This is a genomic window from Sphingomonas sp. jy18 (assembly GCF_056931895.1).
In genome coordinates, this window is the sequence record NZ_JBXPBT010000009.1 from 25,490 (window position 1) to 39,442 (window position 13,953).

The 13,953-nt window shown below is 67.0% G+C and carries 13 protein-coding genes; 10 read left to right on the plus strand and 3 right to left on the minus strand.

The annotated features are described in order from the left end of the window. Positions 1 to 49: 49 nt before the first annotated feature. Positions 50 to 1,621 carry a flavin-containing monooxygenase gene (locus tag AC0QC4_RS15525; RefSeq protein ID WP_483660900.1) on the plus strand — a complete coding sequence of 524 codons (1,572 nt, stop codon included), beginning with the start codon at positions 50 to 52 and terminating at the stop codon, positions 1,619 to 1,621. A 3-nt stretch (positions 1,622 to 1,624) separates the two neighbouring features. Here the strand turns inward: AC0QC4_RS15525 and AC0QC4_RS15530 are convergent, their stop codons facing one another. Beyond that, on the minus strand, positions 1,625 to 2,578 hold the full coding sequence (locus AC0QC4_RS15530) for an SDR family oxidoreductase (RefSeq protein WP_483660902.1): 954 nt from the start codon (positions 2,576 to 2,578) through the stop codon (positions 1,625 to 1,627). A 111-nt stretch (positions 2,579 to 2,689) separates the two neighbouring features. Between AC0QC4_RS15530 and AC0QC4_RS15535 the strand changes: the two genes are divergently transcribed. The 6 genes from AC0QC4_RS15535 to AC0QC4_RS15560 all read left to right on the plus strand — a co-directional run bounded on the left by AC0QC4_RS15535 (position 2,690) and on the right by AC0QC4_RS15560 (position 8,561). Next, positions 2,690 to 4,081 carry a leucyl aminopeptidase family protein gene (locus AC0QC4_RS15535; protein ID WP_483660903.1) on the plus strand — a complete coding sequence of 464 codons (1,392 nt, stop codon included), beginning with the start codon at positions 2,690 to 2,692 and terminating at the stop codon, positions 4,079 to 4,081. Positions 4,082 to 4,227: 146 nt separating this feature from the next. Beyond that, positions 4,228 to 4,557, plus strand: a complete 330-nt coding sequence (locus AC0QC4_RS15540; protein WP_483660906.1) for a MarR family transcriptional regulator — start codon at positions 4,228 to 4,230, stop codon at positions 4,555 to 4,557. Next, a complete protein-coding gene (locus tag AC0QC4_RS15545; protein WP_483660908.1) occupies positions 4,502 to 4,876 on the plus strand; it encodes a hypothetical protein in 375 nt (124 codons plus the stop codon). The genes AC0QC4_RS15540 and AC0QC4_RS15545 overlap by 56 nt, the downstream gene beginning before the upstream one ends. Continuing rightward, positions 4,876 to 5,808, plus strand: a complete 933-nt coding sequence (gene argC / locus AC0QC4_RS15550; RefSeq protein WP_483660910.1) for an N-acetyl-gamma-glutamyl-phosphate reductase — start codon at positions 4,876 to 4,878, stop codon at positions 5,806 to 5,808. The genes AC0QC4_RS15545 and argC overlap by 1 nt, the downstream gene beginning before the upstream one ends. 147 nt (positions 5,809 to 5,955) lie before the next feature. Beyond that, the gene (locus AC0QC4_RS15555; RefSeq protein ID WP_483660913.1) at positions 5,956 to 7,089 is read left to right on the plus strand and encodes an RcnB family protein; all 1,134 of its coding nucleotides are present in this window, start codon (positions 5,956 to 5,958) and stop codon (positions 7,087 to 7,089) included. A 137-nt stretch (positions 7,090 to 7,226) separates the two neighbouring features. Continuing rightward, positions 7,227 to 8,561 (plus strand): metal-dependent hydrolase family protein, encoded by a 1,335-nt coding sequence (locus tag AC0QC4_RS15560; RefSeq protein WP_483660915.1) that lies wholly within the window; start codon positions 7,227 to 7,229, stop codon positions 8,559 to 8,561. A gap of 4 nt (positions 8,562 to 8,565) precedes the next feature. Here AC0QC4_RS15560 and AC0QC4_RS15565 read toward each other — a convergent pair whose 3' ends face one another. Further along, positions 8,566 to 9,600, minus strand: a complete 1,035-nt coding sequence (locus AC0QC4_RS15565) for a fatty acid desaturase family protein (protein ID WP_483660918.1) — start codon at positions 9,598 to 9,600, stop codon at positions 8,566 to 8,568. Positions 9,601 to 9,731: 131 nt separating this feature from the next. Between AC0QC4_RS15565 and AC0QC4_RS15570 the strand changes: the two genes are divergently transcribed. Genes AC0QC4_RS15570 through AC0QC4_RS15580 form a run of 3 tightly spaced genes read left to right on the plus strand, consistent with a single transcriptional unit; the run spans position 9,732 to position 13,259 of the window. Beyond that, entirely contained in the window at positions 9,732 to 11,300 is a 1,569-nt protein-coding gene (locus AC0QC4_RS15570; RefSeq protein WP_483660920.1) for a toll/interleukin-1 receptor domain-containing protein, read from the plus strand. A gap of 27 nt (positions 11,301 to 11,327) precedes the next feature. Further along, entirely contained in the window at positions 11,328 to 11,861 is a 534-nt protein-coding gene (locus tag AC0QC4_RS15575) for a hypothetical protein (RefSeq protein ID WP_483660923.1), read from the plus strand. 30 nt (positions 11,862 to 11,891) lie between these two features. Continuing rightward, positions 11,892 to 13,259 (plus strand): tetratricopeptide repeat-containing protein, encoded by a 1,368-nt coding sequence (locus AC0QC4_RS15580; RefSeq protein WP_483660925.1) that lies wholly within the window; start codon positions 11,892 to 11,894, stop codon positions 13,257 to 13,259. Positions 13,260 to 13,268: 9 nt separating this feature from the next. On the opposite strand, the gene AC0QC4_RS15585 is transcribed toward AC0QC4_RS15580, so the two are convergent. Continuing rightward, positions 13,269 to 13,925 carry a Crp/Fnr family transcriptional regulator gene (locus AC0QC4_RS15585; RefSeq protein WP_483660927.1) on the minus strand — a complete coding sequence of 219 codons (657 nt, stop codon included), beginning with the start codon at positions 13,923 to 13,925 and terminating at the stop codon, positions 13,269 to 13,271. Positions 13,926 to 13,953: the final 28 nt, after the last annotated feature.

The window sequence follows — 13,953 nt, forward strand, 5'->3', positions numbered from 1 at the left end:
CAACTGTGTCATTAGGCTTTCCCCCGATACAGTAAGGGAGAGTCGGCAAATGAATGCTGTCAGTCAGATAGCGCGGCCTGACGCGGGTCGAGCGGCCGGGGCGGAGCAGCATCATGCAGACGTCGACGTGCTCATCGTGGGCGCGGGCATCTCCGGCATCGGCATGGCAGTGCACCTGCAGCAGCAATGCCCGGACCGCAGCTTTGCGCTGGTCGAACGGCGCGCCAATCTGGGCGGCACATGGGATCTGTTCCGCTATCCCGGCATCCGGTCGGACAGCGACATGCACACGCTCGGTTTCGTCTTCGAGCCTTGGAAGCATGAGAAATCGATCGCCGACGGGCCCTCGATCCTCGACTATCTCAACCGCATCGTCGATGAGCGCGGCATCCGCGACCGCATCCGCTTCGACAACAAGGTTGTTAGCGCCGACTGGGACAGCGCGACAGCGCTGTGGACGGTGACCACCGAAGCCGCTGACGGCAGCCGCGGCACGATGCGCGCGCGCTTCCTCTATCAGGGCTCGGGCTATTATGACTATGATCAGCCCTATGATGCCCAGTTCCCGGGGCGCGAGACGTTCAAGGGCCAGATCGTCCACCCGCAATTCTGGCCGGAGAATTTCGACTTCGCGGGCAAGCGCGTCGTCGTGGTCGGCTCCGGTGCCACCGCTGTCACCATCACCCCGTCGATGGTCAGGCCTGGCGATCCCGGTGCAGCCGCGCATGTCACCATGCTGCAGCGAACGCCGACCTGGTATTTCATCCGCCCGGCCAAGGATGGCTTTGCCAACACGCTGCGCAAGCTGCTGCCGGAAAGCTGGGCCTATGCCATCACCCGCTTCAAGAATGTCCGTCTGCAGAATTTCGCATTCAAGATGGCGCGCAACAAGCCCGAGAAGGTCAAGGAAGCGCTGACCACCAAGATCCGGGAGGCGCTGGGCGACCGATATGACGCGGCCGCCTTCACGCCTCCCTATGACCCGTGGGACCAGCGGCTGTGCCTGGTGCCCGACGGCGATTTCTTCAACGCGATTGTCGCCGGCAAGGCCGATGTTGTCACCGACCATATCGAGCGGTTCGACGAGACCGGCATCCTGCTCAAGTCCGGCAAGCATCTCGATGCCGACATCATCGTCACGGCGACCGGCCTCAATCTCGCCCTCGCCGGCAAGGTCGCGGTCAGCGTCGACGGCGCGCCCGTGCAGTGGAACGAGCATTTCTACTACAAGGCATGCATGTTCTCGAACGTGCCCAACTATGCGGCGGTGTTCGGCTATCTCAATGCCAGCTGGACGCTGCGAGCCGACATCGTCTCCGATTATGTCTGCCGAGTCCTCAACCACATGGCCGCGACCGGCAGCGACATCGCCGTGCCGGTGCTAGACGATCCGGCGCGCCTCGAAGAAGATAATGTCTTCGATTTCTCGTCAGGCTATATCCAGCGCGCGCTGCACATGATGCCGCGCAACGCCAAGGCGATGCCATGGCGGCTCAACCAGGATTATCTCGCCGACCGCAAGGACATGCGCGATGGCCCGATCGCCGATGGTGTGCTGGCTTTCCGCAGCAAGGGCGCCGGGACGGCCAGGCTGGAACCTCTGCTCGACGCAGCCGAGTGAGCGTCAGCCGTTGACGATGGTCCCGCCATTGGGGTGCAGCACCTGCCCCGACATGTAGCTTGAATCCTCGCAAGCGAGGAACAGGAAGGCGGGCGCCACCTCGTTCGGCTCGCCCGGCCGCTTCATCGGTGTCGATTCGCCGAAGCTGCGCACCTTGTCCGGATCTGCGCCGCCCAGCGGGTTGAGCGGGGTCCAGATCGGGCCAGGCGCGACACCGTTCACCCTGATGCCCTTTTCGACCAAGCTTTCGCTGAGGCTGCGGGTGAAGGCGGTGATCGCCCCCTTGGTCGCGCTGTAATCGAGCAATTGCCCGGCGCCCTGATACATGGTGACGCTGGTGCAGTTGACGATCGCCGATCCGGCGCTGAGGTGCGGCAGCGCGGCCTGCACCATATAGAACATGCCGAAGATGTTGGTCTGGAAGGTGCGCTGCAGCTGCTCTTCGCTGATGTCGACAATGTCCTCGGCGGGGTGTTGCTCGCCGGCATTGTTGATGACGATGTCCACCCCGCCGAGCTCTTCGACGATCTGCGTAATGCAGTCGTCGCAGTCGGCCTTGACGCCGACGTCGCCCTTGATCGCCATGCCGTTGCGGCCCTCGGCTTCGACGATGCGCACTGTTTCATGCGCATCGTCGTCGGAACTGTTGTAGAAGATGGCGACATCCGCGCCTTCGCGGGCGAACAGCGCGGCGACGGCGCGGCCGATGCCGCTGTCGCCCCCGGTCACCAGCGCCACCTTGCCTGCCAGCCGGCCCGAACCGGGATAGCGCGGCTGCCAGCGCGGCGCGCGGTCGAGCGCGCTTTCAGGGCCGCGTCCGCTGGCTAGCCCGCTGGTTTCGCCGTCGGCTTCAAGCTGGTCGGCGGCACGCTGCTTGCCCTGACGCTCGGCTTCGTTTTCGCCGACCTTTCCGGCAACGGGGTCGATGGTGCGGCTATCATGATCGTGGGGAGGCATGGCGTCATCCTGTCGCGGGTCGATGGGGTTTCGGGGCTTCAAGCGCACGATCATCCTGCGGGTTCCGCCGTTACGCTGGCGATTTCGGGCGGGCGTGCCTACATCGGGGGGATGACCGACTTCTCCTCCATGCTGCATCCCGACAAGGGCCAGCCCGCACACGCCATCCACATTGTCGACAAGGCCGGGTTCGACGCATGGCTGAATGCCCAGCCCGAACGGGCGCGCACGGCGGTAGCGGCGCAGCGGCTGAAGCCGGAAGGCTATGCCCACGCCATCCTGCCCGGCGATGCGGCGGACGAATGGTCGGTGGTGACGGTGGTCGCGAACGTCGCCAGCCTGTCGAGCTGGTGCCTCGCCAAGCTTGCCACTACCCTGCCTCCTGGCACCTATCGGCTGGCCGAGGGCGAGCCCGGCCCGGCAATGGTCGGCTGGCTGACCGCGCAGCACAGCTTCACCCGCTACAAGCAGAAGCCCGATGCGGACGCCGCGCGGGTGCTGCTGTCGGGCGAGCCTGGCCGGATCGCCGCCGCGGTTGCCGAGGCAACGGCGGTGTGCATGGTCCGCGATCTGGTCAACACCCCGGCCAGCGACATGGGCCCGGCGGATCTCGAGGCCGCCGCTGCCGCGCTGGCCAAGGCGCACAAGGCGACCCTCACCGTCACGCGCGGCGACGCGCTCGAACAGGGCTATCCGATGATCGCCGCGGTCGGCCGGGCGGCCAGCCGCGATCGTGAGCCGCGCCTGATCGAACTGGTCTGGGGCCATGCCGATCATCCGCGCATCGCCATCATCGGTAAGGGCGTGACCTTCGATTCGGGCGGGCTGGACATCAAGCCGGCGAGCGGGATGGCGCTGATGAAGAAGGATATGGGCGGCGCAGCCCACGCGCTGGCGCTGGCAAGGCTGGTGATGGAGGATGCGCTGCCGGTGCGGCTGCACCTGCTGATCCCCGCGGTGGAAAACAGCATCTCGGGCAGCGCGATGCGCCCCGGCGACATATTGACCAGCCGCAAGGGGCTGAGCGTGGAGGTCGACAATACCGACGCGGAAGGCCGCCTGATCCTGGCCGACGCGCTGACCCGCGCTGCCGAGGAACGGCCCGAACTGATGCTCGATTTCGCGACCCTGACCGGCGCGGCCCGGGTTGCGCTGGGCCCGGACCTGCCGGCGCTGTTCGCCAATGACGATGCGTTGGCCGACGCGCTGCTGGCACATGGGCGCGAGCGCGACGATCCGCTGTGGCGCCTGCCGCTGTGGGATGGCTATGACGAGATGCTGAAGGGCGACAGCGCCGACATCACCAATTCGCCGTCCGGCGGATTTGCCGGCTCGATTACCGCGGCGCTGTTCCTGCGCCGGTTCGTTGCCGCAGATCTGCCCTGGGCGCATCTCGACACATTCGCATGGCGCCCCGTCGCCAAGCCGGGTCGCGCCAAGGGCGGCGCAGCGCTGGGCCTGCGCGCCGCCTGGGGTATGCTGCGGGAACGCTATCGCGGCTGAGCCCCGGCGCGCCGATGCGCGGGCACAAGAAAATTTCTGTGATGTGACAATTGCCGTGCAACCCGTTTCGCCTGCGTGCGTTGACGGTCACGATTGGAGGATTGCCTCCACCGCGCCCAACCATGTCTGCGACGGAAAGAAGCATAATGAACAGCGCCGCCTGGATGACCTGCCTCATCGACATCATCCGCTCTGACATGCCGGACCTGACCAACCGCCAGATGGGCATCATGCTCACCGTGGCGCTGGCACCCGGGCCCCACACTGTCCGCGGTCTGGCCGAGCGACTGGACGTGTCCAAACCGGTCGTGACACGCGCCCTTAACAAACTCACCGCGCTCGGCTATCTGGCGCGAAAGCGCGACCGGAACGACGGCCGCAACATCTTTATCGAAATGACGGGCGCAGGGGCTAATTTTCTTGAACGGTTCAACAAGCTCCTCAGCGAGGCAGGCAGCACCAGCAAGACCGGATGACGCTGCACCGGTCCGTTTCACACTGACGGGACCGTCCCGGCCGTTCGATGAGCGGCACCAGGCGATCCGTGCCGACCTCGCCGACATCGCCGAAGCCGCGCATCATTTCGCGCCGCATTATGCGGCACCCGTCGCCTGCATCGCCAACCGGACCGTCGCGGTTCGCGAGGCGGCAGACGATGCTTCTGTCCCGCTGATCGAACTGCAGCCGGGCGCCGGCTATGCGCTGCTCGATCTCAGCGGTGGGTGGGCGTGGGGCTATGCAGAGGCTGGACATGTGGTCGGATATGTCCGCCGCGAGTGTCTCGATCTCGCCTGATGCCGACGCAGGTGTTCATCGACGGCGGGGTCGGCACCACCGGCCTCGACATCGCCGAGCGGCTCTCCGCGCGCGCTGACGTCGCGCTGCTGACCCTGCCCGAGGACCGGCGCAAGGATGCGGCCGCGCGCGCTGAAGCACTCCACGAAGCAGACATCGCCATCCTCTGCCTGCCCGACGACGCGGCCAAGGAAGCCGTGGCACTGGCTGCAGACAGCAAGGTGCGCATCATCGACGCCTCGACCGCGCACCGCACGGCACCGGGCTGGACATACGGCTTTGCCGAACTGGCAAAAGGCCAGCGCGAAGCGATTGCTGCGGCCCGGCTGGTCAGCAATCCCGGCTGCTATCCCACCGGCTTTCTGGCGCTGGTCGCTCCGCTGATCGCCGCTGGCCTGCTGCCGCGGGACCATGGTTATGTCGTCCATGCCGTCTCCGGCTATTCGGGTGGCGGCAAGGCGCTCATTGCCCGGTTCGAGGATGACCGCAGCATTGCGTGGCGCGGTTATGGCCTGTCGCTGGGGCACAAGCATGTGCCGGAGATGCAGGCCCATGCAGGCCTTGCGCACGCACCGCTGTTTTCCCCTGCCGTAGTCCCAGCCTATCGCGGCATGGTGGTGGAGGTGCCGTTGCAGCGCGCCACCGACGCACGAATCGCGCCGGCTGACGAGATGCGCGCAGCATGGCAGGCCCATTTTGCCGGATCGCCGCTGGTCACGGTCGGCGGGCTCGAACAGGATGGCGAACTGCTGCTGCGCGACGGCGCGGCGGCCAGCGACCGGCTGACGCTCGATCTGTTCGCGTCCGCCGATGGCAGCCAGCTGCGACTCGTCGCGGCGCTCGACAATCTCGGCAAGGGCGCGGGCGGCGCCTGCGTGCAGAATCTGAACATTATGGCCGGGCTGCCCGAGACCGCGGGCCTCAGGATCTAGGCGCCCGTCGGGCCCCGGTGCAGCGTTGCGCTGCACCAAAGCTGTCAACACCATTCACCCTGCACTCAGCTTGGCTGTCATAATTCTGCGACAAAGCCCGGGACCGCTGGCAGTGCCGCCAGATGCCCGGTGCGGAGGAAGCAGACCATGACCCGAACCTGGATCGGCGCGCTGTTGATAGCCGCCACAGCCCTTACCCCGATCGCCGCATCCGCTCAGGATGGCGGTTTCGCAAGCCGCATAATCCGTGACGCGCAACGCGGCGGCGACGCGCAGCAATCGAACGCTCCAGCACCGCAACGTGCGCAATATCAGCGCGGCGAAGGTCGTCGCGGTGGCGATGGCGGCCAACGGCGCGGCGGGGACGATGGCGCCCGCCAGCGTGGCGACGGTAACGGCGGCGGCTGGCAGGGTCGTCGTGGCGGCGGACAGACGGCCGCGCCCGCTCCGGCCCCCGCCCCGGTCGAAGGCCGGCGCGGCGGCGGCGATGGTACCCGCTGGCAGGGCCGTGGCGATGGCCAGCAGCGCTGGCAGGGTCGCGGTGAAGGCGAGCAGCGCTGGCAGGGCGACGAGCGCCAGCGCGGCGGTGAACGCGGCCAGTGGCAGGCGCGACGCGGTGGCGGGGTCGCCAGCGAACAGATTCGCGAAGCCCAGCGTGCGGCCGAACGGCGCGGCGAGGGCCGCGGTGGCTGGCAGGGCCGGACCGATGGCCGCACGGCCGGCGATTTCGACCGAAATGGCGATGGCCGCGTCGACCGGCGCTGGGATCGCAATGGCAATGGCCGGACCGACCGCCAGTGGGATCGGAATCGCGACGGCGACCTCGACCGGCGCTGGGACCGCAACGACAATGGCCGGCTCGACCGGCGGTGGGACGGAAATCGCGATGGGCGGCTCGATCGGAGGTACGATCGGGATCGGGACGGACGCTATGATCGAAACGACCGCTACGACAATCGCTACGGCCATCGGCGCTGGGACCAGCGCTGGCGCGACGACCGGCGCTATGACTGGCGCGGCCACCGGGCCCGCTATGGCAGCCACTACCGGCTGGGGCGCTATTATTCGCCCTACCGCAACTGGAACTACCGTCGCCTGAGCATCGGCTTCTCGCTGTGGCCGCTGTTCTATTCCAATCAATATTGGATCAACGATCCGTGGAGCTATCGCCTGCCCGACGTCTATGGGCCCTATCGCTGGGTCCGCTATTATGACGACGCGCTGCTGGTCGATGTCGAGACGGGCGAAGTGGTCGATGTGATCTACGACGTCTTCTGGTGACAACAGGGCAATAATCAGGGTTGCGAAAGGGCGGGTTCGGGGGGACCCGCCCTTTTTAATGGATCGTCCAACATGGACTTGCACGCCGGTCAAGCTCGGCGCACCATCGCCCCGGTCCAACCGGGGAGAGAAAATTCATGCGTCCAGTCGTCCGCTCGCTTGTCCTTGCCGCAGCCATCGCGCTGACTCCTGCTGCCGCATCGGCGCATGACGACATGTTCGGCATGGCCGCGGCGCAGCAACCTGTCGCCGCTGCCACCCCGGCCGTGCAGGTGATTCACGCGGGGCGGCTGATCACCCAGGCGTCGGACGGCATCGGCGGTCCTGCCACGATCACCGTCACCGACGGCCGCATAACGGCCATTGCGCAAGGCCTGCAGCCTGCGCCAGAGGGCGCGACGCTGATCGACCTGTCGACCCGCACGGTAATGCCGGGCCTGATCGACATGCATGTCCACCTGACCAGCGACCCCGGCGGCGATTTCTGGCGCGAAGCGGTCGACCCCGAGGAATGGGGGGTGATCATCGGCGTCAGGAACGCCGAGACGACGGTGCGCGCCGGCTTCACCACGGTGCGCGAGGCCGGATCCGCGCGGCAGACGGCGTTCGTGCTGCGGCGCGGCACCGACGAGGGCATCATCCAGGGTCCGCGGATCATTGCCGCCGGCCCGGCGCTGTCGATCGTCGGCGGGCATGGCGACATCAGCGGCTTCCGCCGCGAGGTGATCGACGCGCTGCCGACCGGCTTCACCTGCACCGGCCCGGTCGAATGCGCCCTGCGGGTGCGTCAGGCATCGGCGGCGGGCAGCAATGTCATCAAGATTACCGCAACCGGCGGCGTACTGTCCCAGCAGGGGCGCGGCCTGGAAGCGCATTTCACGGCCGAAGAGATGACCAGCATCGCCAATACGGCGCACAGCCTGGGCCTTGAGGTCATGGCGCATGCGCATGGCGCGCGCGGCATCGAGGCGGCGGCGCGCGCAGGCATCGACACCATCGACCATGGCACCTTCATGGACGAGGCAGCCGCGCGGGTGATGGCCGAGCGCGGCACCTATCTGGTCCCCACGCTGCGGGCGCTGACCGGCGTGCGCGACGGGCTGGGGCGCGGCATCTACACGCCGGTGGTCGAAGCCAAGATCCGTGAAACGCTGAACGTGCTGGGCAACAATGTCCGGCTGGCGCGCCGCTTCAACATTCCGGTGGCCTTCGGCACCGATGCCGGCGTGTTCGCCCACGGCCGCAATGCCGAGGAGTTCCAGCTACTGATCGACGCCGGCATGTCCCCGCGCGACGCGGTGGCCAGCGCCACCACCGTTGCGGCGCGCGCACTGGGCATGGACAATGAGATCGGCCGGATCGCGGTCGGCTACTCGGCGGACATAATCGCAGTCGATGGCGATCCGCTGAGCGACGTGCGCACGCTGGAGGCAGTCCGCTGGGTGATGGCGCGCGGCCGCGTGGTCGAGTGACCCGTCAGCGCGCCGTTACCTGACGCATGACGCTGGCATAGCCGTCCGCCAGCGTCATGCGCGGACCAAAGCCGCGTGCGATCAACAGGCGGTGCACCGTTTCCAGCCGATAGCAGGGCACGCCCATGAACAGATGATGTTCGGCGTGGAAATTGACCCAGTAAGGCGCAAGCAGCGCACGCTCGATCAGGCTGGCGCTGGTGGTGCGGGCGTGGCTGAACGGATCGCCGGGCCCTGTCGCGGTGCAGGCATGTTCGGCGATGTTGCGGATGCGCAGCGCCAGTTGGAACGATGTCGCGAGCGCGACCAGCCAGAGCAGGAACGGCGTCCAGCCATGGAGCAGCAAGGATAGCGCGAGCAGTATGGCCTGCACGGTCAGGAACCTGCCGACCGTCCGGGCCACCGCGATCGTACCTGCCTCGCCGTCCGCAGCCGGACCATTGATGCCAGCCGCGCCCTGCCGGTTGAACGGAGTGCCGGCCGCGGTCGCCGCCTGGGCATCGGCGGCACCATTCCGTCCTGCCAGCAAGGCCTTCACGCCGCGCCACGCCAGCGTGAATTGCGACAGACGCTGCTTGAAGAATGTCTGCCCGGTCATGTCCCGCACCATCTTGCGCACCAGGCTGGCGCGGCTGGTCGGAAATGGTTTGGAGAGGCCGAGGTCGGGGTCTTCGGCCTGCTGGGTGAAGCGGTGATGGGTGAGGTGGTAAGTGCGATAGCCCTTGAGGTCGCTGCCCACGGCTGCGCCGGTGGCCCATTCCCCTAGCCAGTTGTTGAGCCGCCGGTTGGGATGGAGCAAGCCGTGTGCCGCATCGTGCATCAGGATGGCGAGGCCGAGCTGACGGCCGCCGAGCAGCATCACCGCCGGCACCCACGCCAGCCAATGATCGATCCACAATGCGCCGGCGATGATCAGGCCGACCATCGCCCACGCATGCGAGACCAGCGCGATGCCGCGCCAGCGCGACACACCCGTTAGCCGCTGCCATTCATCGGGCGCGAACACATCGGACGGGCGCAAGGCGGCTACGGCGGGCACGCGCCAAGGCTAGCAGGCTGAGGCACCGGTGCAAGCCGGTTGGAATGCATGCTTTTGCGAATGCGCCGACTGTGGCATCGATGGGCCACAGCCGGTGCCCCCCGACCCAGCACCGGCACCAGGGCGGGCGCATGACCAATAATACCGATCCGGCACCGGATGCTGCGCTCAATGCGGCAGCCCGCCGCTACACGGCCTTCTTGAGCTATTCGCATGCCGATGAGGCAACCGCTGGCAAGTTGCACCGGCGGCTGGAAAGCTATCGCCTGCCGGCCCACGTCCGGCAGGGGACGGCCGGCGCGCGGCTGGGGACGATCTTCCGTGACCGCGCCGAACTGGCGGCCGCCTCGAGCCTCTCGGATGCAATCCGCTCCGCCTTGGAGCAGTCTGCTGCGCTGCTGGTGCTATGTTCACCGGAATCGCGCGCATCGCATTGGGTCGATCAGGAAATCCGGCTGTTCCAGTCGCTGCATCCCGATGCGCCGATCCTGCCCATCATCCTGCGGGGCGACCCGGCGCAGGTCATGCCGGCAGCGCTTATCGAGGACGGCCGCGAGCCGCTCGCCGCCGATTTCCGCAAGGACGGCGATGGCGGAAAGCTCGGTTTCCTCAAGATTGTTGCGGCGCTGGCTGAGGTCCCGCTCGACTCGCTGATCCAGCGCGACGCGCAACGGCGGCTGTGGCGCGTGACGGCGATCACGGCTTTCGCTTTTGTGCTGGTGATAGCCATGGCGGCGATGACCGCCTTTGCCTTTTCAGCCCAGCGTGAAGCCGAACGCCAGCGGGCTGAGGCCGAGGGCTTGATCGAATATATGCTGACCGATCTGCGCGACGGTTTGCGCGGGGTGGGGCGGATCGATTTGATGAGCGCGGTCAATGACCGGGCCTATGCCTATTACGAGAATCAGGGCAGCGTCGCCGATCTGCCGGACGAAAGTCTGGAACAGCGGGCGCGGGTACTGCTGGCGATGGGCGAGGACGAGTTCAAACGCGCCAATGCCGAACAGGCGGCGCGGCTTTTTGCCAGCGCATACGCCAGCACCAATGCCGCCCTGCAACGGCAGCCCGAGAACCCCGACCGGATTTTCGCGCATGCCCAGAGCGAGTTCTGGTTGGCCGAAGCGGCGCGCGTGCGCGACGATGATGCCGCGCACGAGCGCGGCATGCGGGCCTATGCCGCACTTGCCGCTCGCTTGTCCGCAGTGGAACCCGGCCTGCGGGCGCTGCGCGAAACAGGCTATGCCGAGGGCAATTTGTGCAGCCTGACGTTGAGCGACGATGCCCGTCTCAACGAGGCGGTGCGCCATTGCCAGCTGGCGCTCACCGCCCAGCGCCGCGTGCTGGCAATGCTGCCGGGCGACCGCAATGCCAGCGTCGACGTCGCCAACCGCCTGAGCTGGCTGGCAGATGCCGAAGCGCGCACTGGGGACATCCGCAGTGCGCTCCAGCATTCTGCCGAAGCCGAGGCGATGGTGCGGTCGCTGCTGCAACGCGACAGCGCCAACAAGGACACGCAGGATCTTCTGTTTGCCGTCCTCTATGGTCGCGGCAAGTTTCTGGTTCGGGCAGGACTGCGTGCCGAAGCAGAGCCACCGCTGACCGAAGCCGCGTCGATCGTTGCCGAGTTGCAGGCGGTCGATCCGACGAACGATCGCTGGCGGCGCATGGCACGGCAACTTGACGAAATCCGGTCGCAATAGGCCCGGTACAACAGAGGGGTTGGTGCAATGAGTGAGAACAGATTTCCCATGGGTGGCCAATGGCCAGCCGCGACGCCGGAACTGGCATGGGTGCTCAAGATTGGCGAGACAGCAGGCAAGGCATTGAACGTGCGCTATGTTGCCGCCGCTACCTATACCGGCAAGATCGACATGCCGGCCCTGCTGGCCATCAATCCGGGCGGAAAAACCAGCTTCCGCAAGGCACCCAACACGAATCCGACGCCAACTGCGCTAAGCTTAAGGGTCGATCAAGACCTGTATCTTGGCTTCATCCTGGCCAAGAGCATGGACGTCGAATTTGCTGCTGTGCCGTTCAGCGGTGGCAGCGCCGAAGCAGCCACCGCCTATTTCGAAGTGACCCGTGTCGACGAGCGCCGCGCCTACATGATGGTGCGCGGTTCGCAGTTTCCCAAAGGCGGCTGCTGCTACCCGTTCAACATCCATCTTGTGGCCACGGGCACTTTCGCGGATGGTGTAAGCTATGTCACGCCGATCATCCTCGATCCAGATACGCGCATTCCGGATGGCGGAGAACCTTGAGACCATGGCGGGAACCAACGCACCAGCACGATGACCGAGCGAGCCATTATCAGAAGACTGGCCCGGTCGGGATCAGCAACACGGGCATGGGAAGCCTTTTGCGCCGCAGGCTTCGACACGGCCGGTGCCAACGCGGGCTTGCTGACGCTCAAGGGACGATTGCTCAAGGATCTGGCGATGCGCGCGTCGGGAGACGAGCGCATCGCGCTGTTGCGCCGTGCCGCCGAAGCCTATTCGGCAGCGTCGGTTCTTACCGAGGACAGCTATCCGCGCATCAACGCGGCGACGCTGGTTTATCTGCGCGGCGACCGCCCGACCGCCGCGCGGCTGGCAGCCGACCTGCTGGAACTGCTCGACCAGGGACGGCATGGGGCTGAGACACCCTATTGGCGCGGGGCAACCCGCGCCGAAGCACTGCTGCTGATGGGGCGTATCGCCGACGCGCGCGAGGCGCTGGCCCAGGCGGTGGCGCTGGCCCCGAAGGCGCGGGAGGACCGCGCAGCGACATTGCGCCAGTTCCGCCGCATCCTCAGCCACGGTGATGCCGACAGCAGCTGGCTGGCCGATTTCGCGCTACCGCCGGTCATGCACTTCCGGGGCCCGATGGGCATTGTCGGCGATGCGGCCGAACAGGCGATCGTCGAGGCTGTACAGAAAATCGGGCCGGCCATGGCCTATGGCGCGCTGGCCGCGGGGACCGACATCGTTGCGGCAGAAGCAGCGGTAGCGGGCGGCGCAGAACTGCATGTGGTGTTGCCGAGCGATACCGAGAGCTTTCGCGCCGGCTCCGTCGAGCCGCTGGGTGGCGACTGGGCGGCCCGGTTCGACCGGCTGCTGGAGCGTGCCGACGGGCTGGAGATCCTTGAAGAAGAAGGGGGGCTGACCCCTGCCGCGGTCCGCCTTGCCGATGACATGGCGATGGGTCTCGCCGTCGCCGAGGCCATCGCCTGCGACAGCGAACCTGTCATGCTGCGGGCGCGCTGGTCGGGTGCCGACGACGTGCCGCTGCTCGCCGCACCGCACCGGCTGCTTACCGTGGCGCTGGACCAGCGCAGCGATGCCCGGGCCGCACCGCTTTCGGGGCCGGAGGCGCCCTGTTGCACTGTCGATCATTGCGGCGAATCGGACCATGAACACATTGCGTTGTCGGCCATCTCCGGCTTGCCGGGCCGGGTGAGCCCCGGCGACGTGGTCGACATCCATGTCGCGACCGAACCCGACAGCATCAGCCCGCGCCTGACCGGGCTGCGGCAGGTGGCGGATCCCGATCACATCCTGCTGTCCCGCCCTGCAGCTTTGCTGGTGATCGCGCAGTGCGAAGGCGCGCGACCGACACTGGCCGGTGTCATCGACGGGCCGACAGGGCCGCTGGAAGTCTATGATTTCGACGGGCGCTAAGCCAGCCCGTCAGACGATCATGTCTTCGAGCATGCGCGGCGACTGGATGATCAGCCGCTTGTCGTCACGGGCAATGATGCCGCGTCTCTCCAGCGCGGAAATGGTGCGCGACGTCGTCTCGCGCGTGGTCTGAACGCTGACCGCCAGCGCCGACACCACCGGCGGCGGGGCGATGACATTGTCCGGCCCGGCGAGTTCGAGGAGGCGTGCATAGATGCGGCCCGCTGCAGTCAGGCTGATGCGAGTCGCCAGCCGCTGGGTCATGGTGCCGGCCTGCCGGGCATAGGCGCGCGCGAGCGCGAGCGCGAATCCGGGGCGCGCCAGCGCCAACCGTTCGATCGCCTGCGCGGTGCAGGCCAGCAGGCTCACCCTCCCCACCGTCACCAGCGCCCCCGCCATGGGCGCGCCGCCCATCCCGAATTCGCCGACGATGTCGCCAGGCGGGTGGGTAGCCGCCACCGTCATCCGGCCGTCGCTGGACAGGACTTCGCAGCGCAAGGTCCCGTCCAGCACCAGCCAGGTAAGGGGCGCCGACTCGCTCTGATGGACCAGATAGGTGCCGCCGGGCAGGTCGGTCAGGCGACTCGAGGCAAGCAATTCCATCGCGGCCTCGGCATCGCAGCCCAGCGCCGCAGCGATTGCCGCGATGTCGTCCTGATGATCCACTGGTGCAGCCCTGTTCCGCTCGCCGCCA